Annotated in this window: 11 protein-coding genes; 4 read left to right on the top strand and 7 right to left on the bottom strand. The window is 72.8% G+C overall.

Annotated features, from left to right (window positions below):
* Positions 1-132: 132 nt before the first annotated feature.
* From sucD to AB0I49_RS10210, 5 genes are all read right to left on the bottom strand, one after another.
* A complete protein-coding gene (gene sucD / locus AB0I49_RS10230; protein WP_363226389.1) occupies positions 133-1,017 on the bottom strand; it encodes a succinate--CoA ligase subunit alpha in 885 nt (294 codons plus the stop codon).
* A 21-nt stretch (positions 1,018-1,038) separates the two neighbouring features.
* A complete protein-coding gene (gene sucC / locus AB0I49_RS10225) occupies positions 1,039-2,214 on the bottom strand; it encodes an ADP-forming succinate--CoA ligase subunit beta (protein ID WP_363226388.1) in 1,176 nt (391 codons plus the stop codon).
* A 422-nt stretch (positions 2,215-2,636) separates the two neighbouring features.
* Positions 2,637-3,824 (bottom strand): VWA domain-containing protein, encoded by a 1,188-nt coding sequence (locus tag AB0I49_RS10220; protein WP_363226387.1) that lies wholly within the window; start codon positions 3,822-3,824, stop codon positions 2,637-2,639.
* Positions 3,824-6,415, bottom strand: a complete 2,592-nt coding sequence (locus AB0I49_RS10215) for a DUF5682 family protein (protein ID WP_363226418.1) — start codon at positions 6,413-6,415, stop codon at positions 3,824-3,826. Before AB0I49_RS10215 ends, AB0I49_RS10220 begins: the two co-directional genes overlap by 1 nt.
* Before the next feature lie 82 nt (positions 6,416-6,497).
* A complete protein-coding gene (locus tag AB0I49_RS10210) occupies positions 6,498-7,568 on the bottom strand; it encodes an AAA family ATPase (protein WP_363226417.1) in 1,071 nt (356 codons plus the stop codon).
* Positions 7,569-7,774: 206 nt separating this feature from the next.
* Between AB0I49_RS10210 and AB0I49_RS10205 the strand changes: the two genes are divergently transcribed.
* Together AB0I49_RS10205 and AB0I49_RS10200 are read left to right on the top strand one after the other, a co-directional pair.
* Positions 7,775-9,172, top strand: a complete 1,398-nt coding sequence (locus tag AB0I49_RS10205; RefSeq protein ID WP_363226386.1) for an SWIM zinc finger family protein — start codon at positions 7,775-7,777, stop codon at positions 9,170-9,172.
* Positions 9,173-9,380: 208 nt separating this feature from the next.
* The gene (locus tag AB0I49_RS10200) at positions 9,381-11,045 is read left to right on the top strand and encodes a DUF5691 domain-containing protein (protein ID WP_363226385.1); all 1,665 of its coding nucleotides are present in this window, start codon (positions 9,381-9,383) and stop codon (positions 11,043-11,045) included.
* A gap of 290 nt (positions 11,046-11,335) precedes the next feature.
* Here the strand turns inward: AB0I49_RS10200 and AB0I49_RS10195 are convergent, their stop codons facing one another.
* On the bottom strand, positions 11,336-11,746 hold the full coding sequence (locus AB0I49_RS10195) for a cobalamin B12-binding domain-containing protein (protein WP_363226384.1): 411 nt from the start codon (positions 11,744-11,746) through the stop codon (positions 11,336-11,338).
* Between the two features lie 331 nt (positions 11,747-12,077).
* On the opposite strand from AB0I49_RS10195, the gene AB0I49_RS10190 reads away from it, so the two are divergent.
* Together AB0I49_RS10190 and AB0I49_RS10185 are read left to right on the top strand one after the other, a co-directional pair.
* Positions 12,078-12,917, top strand: coding sequence for an alpha/beta fold hydrolase (locus AB0I49_RS10190; RefSeq protein ID WP_363226416.1), 840 nt, complete (start codon positions 12,078-12,080; stop codon positions 12,915-12,917).
* A gap of 185 nt (positions 12,918-13,102) precedes the next feature.
* Positions 13,103-14,779 (top strand): peptidoglycan DD-metalloendopeptidase family protein, encoded by a 1,677-nt coding sequence (locus AB0I49_RS10185; protein ID WP_363226383.1) that lies wholly within the window; start codon positions 13,103-13,105, stop codon positions 14,777-14,779.
* Between the two features lie 68 nt (positions 14,780-14,847).
* On the opposite strand, the gene pcrA is transcribed toward AB0I49_RS10185, so the two are convergent.
* Entirely contained in the window at positions 14,848-17,364 is a 2,517-nt protein-coding gene (pcrA, locus tag AB0I49_RS10180) for a DNA helicase PcrA (protein WP_363226382.1), read from the bottom strand.
* Positions 17,365-17,585 lie beyond the last annotated feature (221 nt).

The following is a 17,585-nucleotide window of genomic DNA, read 5'->3' as shown; positions in this document are numbered from 1 at the left end:
CCGCGGCCGCGGATCCGGCCGTCCTCGACCTGCTCGGTGGCATCGACACCGGCACCCCCATGACCTGGGTTCTGTGCCGGTCTGGCCAGGTGGTGCTGAAGGGTGCGGGCCCGCGACGCGGTGCCGGAAGACTCAGTCGGCGAGCGCGGCACGCGCCAGGCGCGCCGTCTCGGACGGGGTCTTGCCGACCTTCACGCCCGCGGCCTCAAGGGCCTCCTTCTTCGCCTGCGCGGTGCCGGACGAACCGGACACGATCGCACCGGCGTGGCCCATCGTCTTGCCCTCGGGCGCGGTGAAGCCCGCCACGTAGCCGACGACCGGCTTGGTGACGTTGGCCTTGATGTAGTCCGCGGCCCGCTCCTCCGCGTCGCCGCCGATCTCGCCGATCATGACGATCAGGTCGGTGTCGGGGTCGGCCTGGAAGGCGGCCAGGGCGTCGATGTGCGTGGTGCCGATGATCGGGTCGCCACCGATGCCGACGGCCGAGGAGAAGCCGATGTCACGGAGCTCGTACATCATCTGGTAGGTCAGCGTGCCGGACTTCGACACGAGACCGATGCGACCGGGCTTGGTGATGTCGCCCGGGATGATGCCGGCGTTGGACTGGCCGGGGGTGATCAGGCCGGGGCAGTTCGGGCCGATGATCCGGGTCTTGTTGCCCTTCTCGCCCGCGTACGCCCAGAAGGACGCGGAGTCGTGCACCGCGACGCCCTCGGTGATCACGACGGCCAGCGGGATCTCGGCATCGATCGCCTCGACGACGGCGGCCTTGGTGAACTTCTCCGGGACGAAGATGACGGAGACGTCAGCCCCGGTCTTCTCCATCGCCTCGGCGACGGAGCCGAAGACGGGCACCTCGGTGCCGTCGAAGTCGACGCTCGTGCCGGCCTTGCGCGGGTTGACGCCGCCCACGATGTTGGTGCCGTCGGCCAGCATGAGCTTGGTGTGCTTCATGCCCGTGCCGCCGGTCATCCCCTGGACGATGACCTTGCTGTCCTTGGTGAGGAAGATAGCCATGGTGTTGGAGTCCCTCGTCCCTTACTTCGCAGCCGCGAGCTCGGCGGCCTTGTCGGCCGCGCCGTCCATGGTGTCCACGCGCTGCACCAGCGGGTGGTTGGCGTCGGACAGGATCTTGCGACCCAGCTCCGCGTTGTTGCCGTCGAGGCGGACGACCAGCGGCTTCGTGACGTCCTCGCCCTTGGACTTGAGCAGCTCCAGCGCCTGGACGATGCCGTTGGCGACCTCGTCGCAGGCGGTGATGCCGCCGAAGACGTTGACGAAGACGGACTTGACGTCCGGGTCGCCGAGGATGATCTCCAGGCCGTTCGCCATCACCTCGGCGGACGCGCCGCCGCCGATGTCGAGGAAGTTGGCCGGCTTCACGTTGCCGTGCTTCTCACCGGCGTACGCGACGACGTCCAGGGTGCTCATCACGAGCCCCGCGCCGTTGCCGATGATGCCGACCTCGCCCTCGAGCTTGACGTAGTTGAGGCCCTTGGCCTTGGCCGCCGCCTCCAGCGGGTTGGCCGCGGCCTTGTCCTCCAGCGCCTCGTGCTCGGGCTGGCGGAAGGCGGCGTTCTCGTCGAGCGAGACCTTGCCGTCAAGCGCGATGATCTTGCCGTCACCGGTCTTGACCAGCGGGTTGACCTCGACGAGGAGGGCGTCTTCCTTGATGAAGACGGTCCACAGCTTCTGCAGCGCCTCGGCGACCTGGTCCGCGATCTCGGCCGGGAACTTGGCGGCCGCGACGATCTCGGCGGCCTTCTCCGGGGTGCAGCCCTCGTTGGCGTCCACCGGGATCTTGGCGAGCGCGTCGGGGTTCTGCTCCGCCACGACCTCGATCTCCACGCCGCCCTCGACGGACGCCATGGCGAGGAAGTTGCGGTTGGTGCGGTCCAGCAGGAAGGAGACGTAGTACTCCTCCTTGATGTCCGCGGTCTGGGCCAGCATCACCTTGTGGACCGTGTGGCCCTTGATGTCCATGCCCAGGATCTGACCGGCCTTCTCGACCGCGTCGTCGGCGTCGGAAGCGAGCTTCACGCCACCGGCCTTACCGCGGCCACCGACCTTGACCTGCGCCTTGACGACGGCCTTGCCGCCCAGACGCTCGGTCACCTCGCGCGCCGCCTCAGGCGTGTCAATGACTTCACCGGCCAGCACCGGTACACCGTGCTTGGCGAAGAGGTCCCTCGCCTGGTACTCGAACAGGTCCACGCGCGTCCGTCCCTTTTCCATGGATATCGCGGTTCGTTGTCTGCGCGGGCGTGCCGCGGGAGCAGCGTGAGGACGCGATCTTTTACGAGGGCGGCACACGTGCGCCGGGTACGCGGCATGTCCGTCTCGCAGGTTATCCCCGAGGGCGGTGGGTCCCTAAATCACAGATCACACTGGAGCCGTGATTACCCTCACAGATCGCTACGTGGCGGCTTGTATATACGTACGGGCGGCTACGTCGCGGGGCTGGACGGCGCTCACCCGAATGCCCCGCCCGCGGTTCGCGACCGATTACCGAGCGTTATTTCCCGCTCCCCTCTTCCCGCTCCCCTCTTCCCGCTGCTCCCCTCTTCCCGCTCCCCTCTTCCCGCTGCTCCCCTCTTCTCGCTCCCTCCTTCCCGCTCTCCTTTCACGGTGTCTTTTCACGCCGCCGTCTCCGGGACCGGCAGCGGTCGCTTCTCCATCGCCGCCGCCATCACCTCCGGGAAGAGGTCCGGCGTGCAGGCGAAGGCGGGCGCGCCGAGCGCGGCCAGCGCCGCCGCGTGCTCGTGGTCGTACGCGGGCGCGCCCTCGTCCGACAGCGCGAGCAGCGTCACGAACTGCACGCCCGACGCCTTCATCGCGGCGACCCGCGCCAGCATCTCGTTCCGTATGCCGCCCTCGTAGAGGTCGCTGATCAGGACGACGATGGTGTCGGCGGGGCGGGTGACGCGCGACTGGCAGTAGGCGAGCGCGCGGTTGATGTCCGTACCGCCGCCGAGCTGCGTGCCGAACAACACGTCGACCGGGTCGGCGAGTTCCTCCGTCAGGTCGACCACAGCCGTGTCGAAGACGACGAGCCGGGTCGCAAGGGAGCGCATCGAGGCCAGCACCGCGCCGAACACGGACGCGTAGACGACGGACGACGCCATCGAACCCGACTGGTCGATGCAGAGAATGACTTCCTTCTTCACGGCCTGCGCCGCACGGCCGTACCCGATGAGCCGCTCCGGCACGACGGTCCGGTACTCCGGCACGTAGTGCTTGAGGTTGGCCCGGATGGTCCGGTTCCAGTCGATGTCGTGGTGACGGGGGCGGTTGACCCGGGCGGAGCGGTCGAGCGCCCCGGTGAGCGTGGCGCGCGTGCGGGTCGCCAGGCGCTTCTCCAGGTCCTCGACCACCTTGCGCACGACGGCCCGCGCGGTGCTCCTGGTCGTCTCGGGCATCGCCTTGTTGAGCGACAGCAGCGTCCCGACCAGGTGCACGTCCGCCTCAACGGCCTCCAGCATCTCGGGCTCCAGCAGCAGGGCGGCCAGCCCGAGCCGGTCGATGGCGTCGCGCTGCATCACCTGCACCACGGAGGCGGGGAAGTACGTGCGGATGTCCCCGAGCCAGCGCGCGACACCGGGCGCGGACGCACCGAGCCCGCCCGTACGGGACATGTCGCCGCTCTTGCCGTCGCCGCCGTAGAGCGCGCCGAGCGCCGCGTCCATGCCGGCGTCCGCTCCCCCGAGGGCGCGGCCGGTGCCCTCTCCCCCGCTCTCCCCTCCGAGCACGAGCCGCCAGCGCCGCAACCGCTCGTCGGCGGAGTCGGGTTCGATCTCGGCGGTGGCGCTGTTCGCGTCGCCCATCAGCTCTTTCCCCTCCCTTGAGTTGGTACGGGCAGGGGTTCGGGGACACCCGTCCCCGTCCCTGTCTCCGTCCCTGTCCGCATCCCCATTCCCATCCCCGTTCCCGTCCCCAACAGCGCGTGCAGCGTCGGCAGTACGGCCGCCGCGCGCTCGGCGTCCAGCCCCGGGCCGAAGCCCTGCGCTCCGGCACCGGACCCCGGCGGAGGCGCGTCCGGGCCGCCCCGGCGCACCAGTTCGCCGAGGGTGCGGCGGACCCCTGGGTCGTACGAGCCGAAGGTGCGCCGCAGCAGCGGCAGCACGCTCGTGAAGGCGTCGGCCGGTACGCGCGTGAGCCAGCCGTCCACCAGGGCCAGGAGGCGCTCGTCGTGGATGAGGAGCATGCCGCCGGAACCGCCGCTCCCGACGAACCCCTCGATCCAGGCCGCCGCCTCCGGCGGCTCGGTGCCGGGCGAGAGCGCGAGGCCCATGAGCCGCGCCGCCTCGCCGTCCGCCAACCGGCCGTCGTCGAGCAGCAGTCGGACGGCGCGGCCACGTATCAGCCCCGGTATGCCGCCCCTTTCGCAGAGCCCGCGCAGAACGGCGGACCAGCGCTCCCGTATGCCGGCCCCTCCCGCGTCCTCCACCCCCTTCGCTTCTGTCGCCTCTGTCGCTCCTATCTCCTCCTTCGCTTCCTTCGCTTCCTTCGCTTCCGTCGCTTCGGCCAGGAGGCCGACCGCCGTGTGGACGCTGTCCAAGTGGCCGCGCATCGTCGCGGACGCGTCGGCGTCGAGGCCGGCGCAGGCGGGCGGCAGGCCCACGAAGACGCGCTCGGCGAGCCCGGCCGCCACCTCGCGCAGGGCTGCCGCGTCCGTACGCCGTACGTCTCCGTAGCGGACCGAGCGGACGAGGGCGGGCAGGGCCTGGGCCAGGTTGCCGACGTCCGCGTCGAGCGCGGCGCGGTCGGCCAGGGCGCGCAGCACCACGGGGAGGGCGTCGGTGAGCCCGGCGAGCAGGCACTGTTCGGCGAGGCCGGTGACGTCGGCCAGCGTCGGGGCCCCGGCCGCCCGGGACTCGGCCTTCGCCGTCGCGGCCGCGAGCACGGTCGTGCCCCACACCCCGGCCTCCGCCACCTTGACGGACAGCTCCGGCTCCCACCGCAGCCGCCAGGTCTCGCGGAAGGTGCCGAGCCCCTCGCGGGAGCGGACCGCCTCGCCCCATTCGATGCCGAGGAGGCGCAGCCGGTGCAGCAGGCGGCTGCGCGCGGCGTCGGTGTCCTTGCGCAGGTCCAGTTCCAACTTCCGCTCGGCCGCCTCGGGTTTGAGGCGCAGGGAGCGCTGGGCGCGGGCGAGGTCACGCTGAAGGGGCGTGGCGGGGGCCGAGTCCGGCACCTCGCCCAGTACGTCGCCCACGACGAGCCGGTCCTGTACGAGCGCGAGCGGCACGTCGGAGCCCTCGCACAGCACGGCCCGTATGGCGTCGGTGGTCTCGGCGAGCCCCGCGAGGGGACGGCCGCGCATCGTGGCGAGGGTGTCGGCGAGGCGGACGGCCTCGATGACGTGCGCGGAGGACACGGGCTGGTCCTCCGCCCGGAGCAGCCTGGCGACCTTGGTCATCCAGCGTTCTATGGGCCGGTCGGGGGCGTCGAAGAGGTGCGCGTACCAGCCGGGGGAGGCGATCCCGGCTCCGTAGCCGCTGTGGCGGGAGAGGCGGCGGTGCGTCCAGGGGACCCAGCTGATCTCGGTCTTCACCTTGGGGAGGCCCTTGAGCCGCTGCCGGTCGGCGGCGACCGTCACCGTCTCCGCCAGCGCCGGAACGTGCCACGCGCCGCAGACGACCGCCACGCCGTCCCCGAACTCCCGCCGCGCCTCCCGCAGCCGCAGCCGCATGTGCGCCTCGCGCACCAGGTCCCGGTCGTGTCCGCCGTGCCCGTACTCCCCTCGGAGCGCGGCCATGGCCTCGGCGAGCGCCTCGAACGGCGCGAGCGCGCCCGCCCGGGAGGGCTCGGGGCGGCCCGGTCCGGGGCGGCCGTTGCCGCCGCGGTGCTCGACGACGTCCTCCCACCAGCGCTCGGGGTCGTCGTGCCCGGCCGTCTCGGCGAGTACGGCCAGGGGGTCGACGCGCAACTGCCCCGCGTCGGGCGCCGCGCCGGGCGTCCCGCCGCTCACCTCCCCGTCTGCCTCCCCATCCGCCGCGCCACTCGCCTCACCGCCTGCCTCGTCGCACTCGTCATCGCGCTCGTCGTCGCGCTCCTCTCGACCCGCCTCCCCGGCCGCCTCGTCGCCCGCCCCTCGGCCGGCGCCGTCCATGGCCAGCGACACGGCCGCGGGCAGGTCGATGAACCGCACCGGGACGCCGCGTTCCAGCGCCCATCTGATCGCCACCCACTCCGGTGAGAACCCGGCCAGCGGCCAGAACGCAGCGCGCCCCGGATCGTCCACGGCATGCGCCAGCAGCGCCACGGGCGGCCGCATGCCGTCCTCGCCGGCCAGCCCGATGACCGCTTCGGCCTCCGGCGGCCCCTCGATGAGCACGGCGGCGGGCTCGCACGCGTCAAGCGCCCCCCGCACCGCCCGCGCGGACCCCGGCCCATGGTGCCGAACCCCCAGCAACACCGTCCCCGCTTCCCCCTCGTCCGTCTTCACCCCGTCGCCCCCGCCCGGTTCTGCGCCCCGCCCGGGCCCTCCGTCCCCCCGGTCACGCCGAGACCTCTCGGCAGGCCCGGTAGAAGTCCTTCCAGCCCTCTCGTTCCCGGACCACCGTCTCCAGGTACTCCTGCCATGCGACGCGGTCCGCCGCCGGGTCGCGGACGACCGCGCCGAGGATGCCCGCGGCGACGTCGGCCGCCCTCAGCACGCCGTCGCCGAAGTGGGCGGAGAGTGCCAGGCCGCCGGTGACGACGGATATGGCCTCGGCGGTGGAGAGGGTGCCGGAGGGGGACTTGAGCTTGGTGCGGCCGTCGGCGGTGACGCCGTCGCGCAGTTCGCGGAAGACCGTGACGACGCGTCGGATCTCCTCCACGCCCTCCGGCACGGCGGGCAGGGCCAGCGAGCGGCCGAGCTGGTCGACGCGCCGGGCGACGATGTCGACCTCGGCCTCGGGCGTGGCCGGGAGCGGGAGGACGACCGTGTTGAAGCGGCGGCGCAGCGCGCTGGAGAGCTCGTTGACGCCCCGGTCCCGGTCGTTGGCCGTGGCGATGAGGTTGAAGCCGCCGACGGCCTGCACCTCCTGCCCGAGTTCGGGGATGGGCAGGGTCTTCTCGGACAGCACGGTGATGAGCGTGTCCTGGACGTCCGCCGGGATGCGCGTCAGCTCCTCGACCCGCGCCGTCAGGCCCCCGGCCATGGCCCGCATGACGGGGCTGGGCACGAGCGCGTCCCGGCTGGGCCCGTGCGCGAGCAGTTGCGCGTAGTTCCAGCCGTACCGGATGGCCTCCTCCGGTGTGCCCGCCGTGCCCTGCACGAGCAGGGTCGAGTCGCCGCTGACGGCGGCCGCCAGGTGCTCCGACACCCAGGTCTTGGCCGTGCCGGGGACGCCGAGCAGCAGCAGCGCCCGGTCGGTCGCGAGCGTGGTGACGGCCACCTCGACGATGCGTCGCGGGCCCACGTACTTCGGCGTGATGACGGTGCCGTCGGGCAGTACGCCGCCGAGCAGGTACGTCGCCACGGCCCACGGCGACAGTCGCCATCTGACCGGCCTCGGCCGGTCGTCCGCGGCGGCCAGCGCCTTGAGTTCGTCGGCGAAGGCCACTTCGGCGTGCGGCCGCAGCGGCTCGCCGCCGGCCTCGGCCGCGGCTCCCGTATCGGCGTCGCTCGCGGGCTCGTTCTCGAATCCTGGCACGGTCACAGGTCCCCCCTCATCACACGGCTTCGGGCTGCGTGACCAACACTGCACCACACCACTGACATTCGGCTTCGGGCCAACGAACCCGCAGGTCAGGGCGATTGTCAGTGGGAGGCCGTAGCTTCGTCGACATGAATTCGCAGGGGGAGCTCCGAACGGCGGAGCAGGTGCTCGCGCTTGCACCTGACGCCGCGTCACGCAAGGCGGGCGCCAAGCTCGCGGTGTCCGCGTCGTGGTCGGACACGGGGGCCGGCGCGGGCGCGGTGTGGGGGCTGTGCGCGGGCAGCGGCAGCACGCCGTACCGCATGGTCGCCGACCTGTCCGGCCCGGACGGGCCGGCCTTCAACTGCTCGTGTCCGAGCCGCAAGTTCCCGTGCAAGCACGCGCTCGGACTCCTCCTGCTGCGGGCGTCGGACGAGGAGGCCGTACGGGACGGGGGCGAGCCGCCGGAGTGGGCCGTGAAGTGGCTGACCGGCAGGCGGCAGCGGGCCGAGCGCGCCGCCGCGACCGTGGCGGCGCAGGCGGCGGAGGCAGCGGAGGCAGTCGGTGACACCGGCGACGCCGAGCCGTCGGCAGGCCGGGCCGCCGCCCGCCGCCGCGCGGAGCAGCGCGCGCAGCGCATGGCGGACGGGGCGCGCGAGTTGGAGCACCGCCTCGCCGACCTGCTGCGCAACGGCCTGGCCTCGGCCGACCGCGGCGGCTACGGACAGTGGGAGGAGACTGCGGCCCGCATGGTCGACGCGCAGGCCCCCGGCCTCGCCGCGCGCGTACGCGAACTGGCGTCGGCCCCCGCGTCCGGCGACGGCTGGCCGTCCCGGATGCTCGCGGAGTGTGCGCTGCTGCACACCCTCGACCAGGGCTATCTCCACCTCGACGGGCTGCCCGGGCCGCTGGCCGCCACGGTCCGTTCGCGCGTCGGGCTCACCACGGACGCCGCCGAACTCCTCGCCACCGGCGAGCCCGTCCGCGACGACTGGCTGATCCTGGCCCAGCGGGACGCCGAGGACGGCCGGCTGACCACCCGCCGCATCTGGCTGCACGGCCGGAACACCGGCCGCACGGCGCTGCTGCTGTCCTACGGGGCCGCGGGCAGAACCCCCGAACTCTCCCTCCCCGTCGGCCTCTCCCTCGACGCCGACCTCGTCTACTACCCCGCCGCCCTCCCCTTGCGGGCCGCCGTCGCGACACGCCACGCGCCACCGCGGGAGGCGGGCGCACCGCCGCCCGGCACGGACGTCGCGACCGCGCTGGCCCGCTACGGGGACGCGCTGCGCGAGGACCCCTGGCTGGACGCCTGGCCGGTCGTCCTCGCCGGCGTGATACCGGTCCCGGACGTCGAGCGGGGCTGGCAGCTGGCCGACGCGCGCGGCGAGTCGGCGCTGCCCGTGGACCCGCGCTGCGCGGACCGTACGGGCCTGTGGCAGCTCGCCGCCGTCTCGGGCGGCGAGCCGGTCACGGTCTTCGGCGACTGCGGCCACGCCGGTTTCACCCCGCTGACCGTATGGGCGCCGGAAGCGGTTCCGCTCTAGGCCGTTCCCGGCGGACGGCTCCCGCAGCGGCCCGCCGAACCGCCTCCCGGACGATCGGCGTCGTACGGGGCAGCGTCGGACGGCGTGGCGTCGGACGAGGCTGCTCCCGCCGAGCCCATCGGCCGCCGACCAGCGGCCAACAGCCACCAGTAGCACCCCGGACCTGCCGAACGGACCCCGACGGGCCATAAACGGAAGGGACTCGTACATGGCCACCACGGCCGCCGACACGACCACTCCAACAGCCACCACCTGGGACGACCTCGTCGCCGCCGCGCTGCTCGGCACCGGGCGGCGCACCCCGCCCGTAGCGCCGCGCCCCGGCCAGGACGCGGCGTCGGCCCTCCTGGACGCCGCCGCGGTGCAGACGGTGCGGAGGCGGGCCGGGCTGCTGCCGGCCGTGGCGCGCCGCCGCCCGGCGCCCGCGCCCGAGGACCGGCGGCCCCCGCTGCCGCCGGCCGCGCGGGCGCGGCTCGCCATGCTGCTCGCCGACCGCGCCGGTCCGGCCGGCGGCAGTCGGCGCGGCACGGCGCCGGACCTGACCGAACTGCTTCCGCAGTGGCTGACGGCGGCCAACCAGTACGGCTACCGCGCCCCCGCCGCCCTGCTGCCCGCCCTGCTGGACACAGCCCGCGGCCGTACCGACCTGCGGCCCGAGGCGCTGGCGCTGGCCGGGCCGCGCGCGCTCTGGCTGGCGCGGCTCAATCCGCAGTGGAAGTTCGCCCTGCGGAGCAGCCCGGCGGGCGACTGGACACCGGCCGCCCTTGCCGCCCCCACCGGCGACGGTGACGAGGCCCGCGGGTACGGCGAAGCGGCCGAACGGACGTGGCAGGAGGGACTGTTCGCGGAGCGCGTGGCACTCCTGACGGCCCTGCGCCGCCACGACCCGGCCGCGGCACGGACGCTGCTCGCCACGACCTGGTCCACGGAGCGGGCCGAGGACCGGCTGATGTTCCTCGACTCCCTGCGCGAGGGGCTGTCGGCGGGGGACGAGCCGTTCCTGGAGGAGGCGCTCGCCGACCGCAGCCGCAATGTGCGGGCCACCTCCGCCGAGCTCCTGTCCGGCCTGCCGGACTCCGCGCTGGCCGCCCGGATGGCCCACCGGGCCCGGTCCTGCCTCTCCCTGGACTTCGGCGACCCGCGCATCGCCGTCGAGGCTCCGCACGAGTGCGACGGCGCCATGCAGCGCGACGGCATCGTGGCGAAGCCGCCCTCGGGGCGCGGTGAACGTTCGTGGTGGCTGGGCCAGTTGGTGGAGGCGGCGCCGCTCTCCGCGTGGAACGGGCGGTTCGGGGGCCGGAGCGCCGCCGAGATCGTGGCGCTCCCGGTCGCCGACGGCTGGCGGCCCGATCTGCACGCCGCCTGGTGCCGGGCCGCCGCGCGGCAGGGGAACGCCGAGTGGTCCCGCGCGCTGCTCGGTCCCGCGGCGTCGCCGCCCGCCGCGGACGAGGCGTCCTGGCGGGACCCGGCGAAGCTCCTGTCGGCGCTGCCGCACGGCGAACGGGCTGCGTGGGTCGCCGCGTTCATATCGGTGCACGGGCTCTCCGAGGCGTTCCGCCTGCTCGGGGTGTGCGCGGTGCCGTGGTCGGAGCCGCTGGGGAGAGCCGTCGTGGACGCACTGGACATCGCACGGGACGCGGGGAGCTATCCATGGAGTTTCAGCGGAGTGATGGGGCTGGCCGAGCGCTGCCTCGATCCGGAGCAGGCCGACCGGCTGGAGGTGCTGACCGCCCAGCCGGACGAGTCCGAGAACGGCTCGCCCGGCGCGGCCGGCTACTGGTCGGAGGCATTTCAGCGGCTGGTCGGCACCTTGCGCCTACGCGCCGCCATGCGCCGGGAGCTCGCACCGGACCACGGCCCTCGATGCCCGTGACGCGCACGCGCCCGCGCCTCGGCTCCGGGCCCTTCCGCTCGCGCACGCGCTCCGACGAGCACGCCGGCAGTCACCCGATCCGCCGTCCGGACCACTCCGCCTACGGCCGCGCCCCCGACTCGCCGGACACCGGCCCGTACGCGCGTCCGGACACCGGCCCGTACGCACCTCCGGAGACGAGCCCCTACGCACCTCCGGCGAGCCGCCCCCGCCCGTACCCGGTCCGCATGGGCCGCCCGGCCCCGGCCCGTCGCTCCGGCCGGCGCGCCGCCGGTCCTTCCCGCTCGGGCTCAGGCCGGCACCTGCCGGACATTGGCGTTGACCCAGTCCACGATGGACGCCGTCGTCGCACCCGGAGTGAAGATCTCCGCCACGCCCAGCTCCTTGAGGGGAGCGATGTCCGCCTCGGGGATGATGCCGCCGCCGAAGACCTTGATGTCCTCGGCGTCGCGCTCGCGCAGCAGCTCTATCACCTTGGCGAAGAGGGTGTTGTGCGCGCCGGAGAGGATGGACAGGCCGATCGCGTCGGCGTCCTCCTGGATCGCGGTGCCGACGATTTGCTCGGGCGTCTGGTGGAGCCCAGTGTAGATGACCTCCATGCCGGCGTCCCGCAGCGCACGCGCGATGACCTTGGCTCCGCGGTCATGGCCGTCGAGACCCGGCTTGGCCACCACCACGCGAATCGGACCGGTCACTCCCATCACTGCCTCCATGTACGACTGCCGTCACCGGCCGTAAGTGTGAACGAACGTTATCGCCAGCATCCCGTACGCGGCAGTTTCACGGTGGCGAGGGAGGGGGAAATCACACGTGGGACAATACGTTCGCCACACACCGTGTCCGAATCCCCGCGCCAGGCGGGCCGTCGGGCCGGTCGTGAGGGAAGCCGTACCGAGGCCGCCGTGCGACCGCGCCGTACACCGCGCGTCACGGCAGCGCCCCACCGGCGGCGCCGGGCACGGCTGCCCATGAGGGCACACGGGGGTCAGAGCCGTCTCCTGCGTGCGGTTCGGGAGGTCGGCCGCGATGGCCATGCCCTTTCCTTTTTCACTTTTCCGCTCCTCGGCCGAGGCCGTCCGGGCCACCGCGCTGGAACTGGCGATACTCGCCGGGCACGTGATCCTCTATCCGACCGGCCTCGCCCAGGAGCGCCGGCCGCCGCCCGTGCCGCCCGGCGTGCCGCTCGCCCGCGAGAGCCAGGGCCCCCTGGCCGGGGCGGCCGGTGACGTGCCCTCACCGCACCCGCCCGTGCTCCTGCTGCACGGTTTCATCGACAACCGCTCCGTCTTCGTCCTGTTGCGCCGCTATCTGCGCCAGCACGGCTGGCGGCAGGTGGAGTCCCTCAACTACTCGCCGCTGACCTGCGATATCCGTACGGCCGCCGAGCTGCTGGGCCGTCATGTCGAGGAGCTCTGCGCCCGTACCGGCCGCGGGCGGGTGGATGTCGTCGGGCACAGCCTGGGCGGGCTGATAGCCCGTTACTACGCGCAGCGGCTCGGCGGGGACGCCCGTATCCGCACCCTCGTCACGCTCGGCACGCCGCACGGCGGGACACGCGCGGTGCCGCTGCTTTCAGCACATCCCCTCGTTCGGCAGATGCGCCCGGATTCCCCCGTCATCACGGAGCTGGCGCTGCCCGCGAAGGGCTGCCGGACGCGTTTCGTCAGCTTTTGGAGCGATCTCGACCAGTTGATGATCCCGGTCGAGACCGCCCGGCTCGACCACCCTGACCTGCGCTGTCGCAGCGTGCGGGTCAGCGGGGTGGGCCATCTCGCGCTGCCGGTGCACTGCGGGGTGGCGGCCGGAATCCGGCAGGCGCTGATGGCCGAGGAGGCGGCCGGGGACGCGTCGGGAGCCGTTTCGGTTGCATGACCCGGACGTTTTTTCATCGAAAACAATTCGAACGCCGGGCCAAGGAATCGGCTCCAGTCCACCGAAAGGCGGCTAAATGACCGGTCCTTGAGGTGGCGACAGCCGCCGAAGATTGTGACTGCCGCATACCGCCGGGTACAGTCGCCGCTAATTCTCGTGCTGCCTAGGCGAAAGAGAAGTTGGTGGTGAACGACCGTCACCCGTCGGGGAACTCCACTCCGACCGTCCCCGCCCCAGATGCCTCATACGCGCCCAGCGCGACGTACGGGGAGCAGGCGGCACAACAGGGCTACGCCGGGTACGACGGCTACTCCACCGGTACGTTCCAGAACATCGGAATCGCCTACAGCGGCTACGACGCCGGGCATTCCGGGCAGTGGGACACCACGGGCCAGTGGGACACGACCGGTCAGTGGGAGGCGAAGCCCGCGTACGGCGACGCGTTCACCACCACTGACGCGTACGGGACCACAGGTTCGTACGCGGCCACGGGGTCGTACGACGCCCCGGACGCGTACGGCGCCACGGGCACGTACGAGACCACCGGTCAGTGGCACACCGCCAACCAGTGGGACACCGGCGGCCACACCCAGACCTGGGACACCAGCCTCTACGCGGCGAACGGGCTGCACGAGCAGCAGACCGGCCAGTGGTCCACGGCCGCCTGGGCCGGCACGGGCGCGTACGGCGCGAGCGACGCCACGGGTTCGTACGAGGTGTACGGCACCAGCGGCTCGTACAACACCATCGGCGGCGCCGTCGGCACCACCACCGGGCAGTGGGGCGACGCCGAGCAGTGGGACACCGGCGCCCACACCCAGACCTGGGACACCAGCGCCTACGCGACCGTCGACGAACCCCTTCCCGAACAGCCGCACGGGACACCGCACGAGACGCCGCACGAAGGCCGCCACGAAACCGGTCCGGGCCCCGAGCCCGAACCCGGCGCCGCGCCCGAACCCGGCGCCGCGCCGGAGGACGGCCCCGCCGAGGCGGAGCCGTCGGCGCACGAGCCGCTCGCCCACGAGACGGCGGAATTCGAGGCGTTGGAGCTCGCCCCGTCCGCCGACTCCGCCCCTCCGCCCGGCCCCCGCCGCGACGGCGGCAGCCGCGGCCGACGCCGCGGAGCCCCCGCCCGTACCGGCTACCGCCCCCGCCGCTCCGCGATCCTGACCATCGCGGTCCCCTCCGTCGCCGCCATCGGCGTCGCCGGGATCGCCGCGGCGAACGTCACCGGAAGCGGCGGCGACAGCAAGAGCACCGAGGCGTCGGCGCCCGATCCGGCCACCGTCAAGCCGTCCGCCGCCAACAGCAAGCTGGACACCCAGCTCGCCGGGGTCAGCAGGGACGCCGACGACTTCGCCGACCGGGCCAGCCGCACCCAGCAGCGGATCGACCTCAAGGCCCGCCAGGACGCGGAGAAGAAACGAAAAGCCGATGAAGCGCGCCGCAAGGAGGCCGAGCGCCCCAAGTTCCTGCTGCCGGTGAAACAGAAGGGGCTCAGCGCCTACTTCGGGCAGGCGGGCGTCAACTGGATGTCCGTGCACACCGGCATCGACTTCCCGGTCGGCTACGGCACCCCCGTGATGGCCGCGACCGACGGGACCGTGCGCACGCAGTACAACGTCGCCTACGGCAACATGGCCATGGTGACCTCCCCCGACGGCACCGAGACCTGGTACTGCCACCTGAGCAGCAACAAGATCCGGTCCGGCACCGTCAAGGCCGGCGACGTCATCGCCTACTCCGGCAGCTCGGGCAACTCCACCGGCCCGCACATGCACTTCGAGGTGCGCCCCGGCAGCGGCGCGGCCATCGACCCGCTGCCCTGGCTCCGCTCCCACGGCCTCGACCCGACGTAAGGGCGGGCCCCCGCCGCGGCAACGGGCCGAGCCCCGTCACCGAAGCCCGGCCCCGCCCCGTACCGCCGTTACAGCTTCTCGACCGGCGCGTACCGCAGCAGCAGCCGCTTCGGCTTCGCCTCGCCGAAGTCGATCGTCGCCTCCGCGTTGTCCCCGCTGCCCTTGACCGTCACGACCGTGCCGAGCCCGAACGAGTCGTGCGTGACCCGGTCGCCGACCGCCAGCTGGACCACCGGACGGTCGCCCGCGCGGCGCGTCGCGAAGCCGCTCGGGCCCGCCTTGGAGCGCGACGAGGAGAGCGAGGACATGATCCCGCCGCCGGAGCCGCCGGAGCTTCCGGAACCCGACCGGCCGGAGCCGACCGCCCCCATCGACGCCGAAGGCGTCGCGGGACCGGTCCGCTTCCACTGCACATACTCCTCGGGGATCTCCTCCAGGAAACGGGAAGCCGGGTTGTAGGACGGCTGGCCCCACGCGCTGCGCATCGTCGACCGGGTCAGATACAGCCGCTCGCGCGCCCGCGTGATGCCCACATAGGCGAGCCGCCGCTCCTCCTCCAGCTCCTTGGTCTGGCCGAGCGCCCGCATGTGCGGGAACACGCCGTCCTCCAGGCCGGTCAGGAAGACGACCGGGAATTCGAGGCCCTTCGCCGTGTGCAGCGTCATCAGCGTGACGACGCCGCCGTCGTCGTCCTCGTCCGGGATCTGGTCGGAGTCGGCGACCAGGGCCACCTTCTCCAGGAAGTCCGCCAGCGTGCCCGGATTCTCCTCGTCGCGCTCCTGCTCGAACTCCAGGGCCACGGCGGCCAGTTCCTGGAGGTTCTCGATGCGGGTCTCGTCCTGCGGGTCGGTGGACGCCTGGAGCTCGGCGAGGTAGCCCGTACGCTCCAGCACCGCTTCCAGGACGGTCGCGGGCCCGGCGCCCGACTCGACGACCGTGCGCAGCTCCTCCATGAGGACGTTGAAGCGCTTGACGGCGTTGGCGGAGCGGGCCGCCATGCCGTACGCCTCGTCGACGCGGCGCAGGGCCTGCGGGAAGGAGATCTTCTCGCGCAGCGACAGCGCGTCGATCATCGCCTCGGCGCGGTCGCCGATGCCGCGCTTGGGGACGTTGAGGATGCGGCGCAGCGGGACGGTGTCCTCGGGGTTGGCGAGAACGCGCAGGTAGGCGAGGACGTCGCGAACCTCCTTGCGCTCGTAGAAGCGCACGCCGCCGACGACCTTGTAGGGCAGCCCGACCCGGATGAGGATCTCCTCGAAGACACGGGACTGGGCGTTGGTGCGGTAGAAGACGGCGACGTCGCCGGCCTTGGCGTCGCCCGCGTCCGTGAGCCGGTCGATCTCGTCGGCGACGAACTGCGCCTCGTCGTGCTCCGTGTCGGCGACGTAGCCGGTGATGGTGGCCCCTGCCCCGGCCTCGGTCCACAGGTTCTTGGGGCGGCGGTTCTCGTTGCGCTCGATGACGGCGTTGGCGGCGCTGAGGATGGTCTGCGTGGAGCGGTAGTTCTGCTCCAGCAGGATCGTCGTCGCGTCCGGGTAGTCCTCCTCGAACTGGAGGATGTTGCGGATGGTCGCGCCCCGGAACGCGTAGATCGACTGGTCGGCGTCGCCCACGACGCACACCTCGGCGGCCGGGACCTCGTCCGTGCCGGGGCCCACCAGCTCGCGCACGAGGGTGTACTGCGCGTGGTTGGTGTCCTGGTACTCGTCCACCAGCACGTGCCGGAAGCGGCGCCGGTAGTGGTCCGCGACGTCCGGGAACGCCTGGAGCAGGTGGACCGTGGTCATGATGATGTCGTCGAAGTCGAGGGCGTTCGCCTCGCGCAGCCGCGCCTGGTACATCGCGTACGCCTCGGCGAGCGTCTTCTCGAAGCCGTCGGCCGCCTGGCCGGCGAACTCCTCCTCGTCGATCAGCTCGTTCTTCAGGTTCGAGATCTTGGCGCTGAAGGACTTGGGCGGGAAGCGCTTCGGATCGAGGTCCAGGTCCCGGCAGACCAGCGCCATCAGCCGCTTCGAGTCGGCGGCGTCGTAGATCGAGAAGGATGAGGTGAAGCCGAGCTTCTTCGACTCACGGCGCAGGATGCGCACACAGGCGCTGTGGAAGGTGAGCACCCACATCGCGTTGGCCCGGGGGCCGACGAGGTCGCCGACGCGCTCCTTCATCTCGCCCGCGGCCTTGTTGGTGAAGGTGATCGCCAGGATCTGGCCGGGGTGCACGCCGCGCGCGCCCAGCAGGTGCGCGATCCGGTGCGTCAGCACGCGCGTCTTGCCGGACCCGGCGCCGGCGACGATCAGCAGCGGCCCGCCGCTGTGCACCACCGCGGCGCGCTGCTCCTCGTTGAGCCCCTCCAGCAGCGCGGAGGGGTCGATGACGGGCCGCGGCGCACCGTCGCGGTAGTACGCGTCGCGCGCCCCGGAGCCGCCCTGCCCCGAGGCCCGGCCGGACCGCTGTACGGGCGCGTCGAAGGCGCCCCCGAAGAGATCGTCCGGCACCGGCTCCGGTGCGGCGTCCTCGGGCGGCGGCGGGGGCTCCTCGCCCGAAGGCTCGAGATCCGCCAGGAAGCTGTCGTCAAAGAGGCTGCTCATCGCCCACCGAGTCTAGGCCGCCCCACTGACACCCGGCTCCGGCTGTGGAAAGACGGGCGAAAAGTGGGGGGAAGCGCGGGCGGAAAGCGGGGGGGAAGTGGGGGTGGAAGTGCGCGCGGACGGTACGGGCGAGAGGCGGCGTCCAGGGGGCGGAAGCAGGCGGGGTCGGGCGGAAGCAGGCGGAATCGGGCAGGTCACGGCGCGGGAGGCGCAGTCCCGGA

Source organism: Streptomyces sp. NPDC050617, from assembly GCF_040654795.1.
GTDB lineage: Bacteria > Actinomycetota > Actinomycetes > Streptomycetales > Streptomycetaceae > Streptomyces.
The sequence above is the reverse complement of the archived record's forward strand: the minus strand, read 5'-3'. Positions and strand labels throughout refer to the sequence as shown.

What these genes read in the sequence shown, in the direction of transcription:
- AB0I49_RS10220 (WP_363226387.1), bottom strand. Translation starts at nt 3,824, where the DNA reads ATGGGCGACGCGAACAGCGCCACCGCCGAGATCGAACCCGACTCCGCC.
- AB0I49_RS10205 (WP_363226386.1), top strand. Translation starts at nt 7,775, where the DNA reads ATGAATTCGCAGGGGGAGCTCCGAACGGCGGAGCAGGTGCTCGCGCTT.
- sucD (WP_363226389.1), bottom strand. Translation starts at nt 1,017, where the DNA reads ATGGCTATCTTCCTCACCAAGGACAGCAAGGTCATCGTCCAGGGGATG.
- AB0I49_RS10190 (WP_363226416.1), top strand. Translation starts at nt 12,078, where the DNA reads ATGCCCTTTCCTTTTTCACTTTTCCGCTCCTCGGCCGAGGCCGTCCGG.
- AB0I49_RS10200 (WP_363226385.1), top strand. Translation starts at nt 9,381, where the DNA reads ATGGCCACCACGGCCGCCGACACGACCACTCCAACAGCCACCACCTGG.
- AB0I49_RS10195 (WP_363226384.1), bottom strand. Translation starts at nt 11,746, where the DNA reads ATGGGAGTGACCGGTCCGATTCGCGTGGTGGTGGCCAAGCCGGGTCTC.
- pcrA (WP_363226382.1), bottom strand. Translation starts at nt 17,364, where the DNA reads ATGAGCAGCCTCTTTGACGACAGCTTCCTGGCGGATCTCGAGCCTTCG.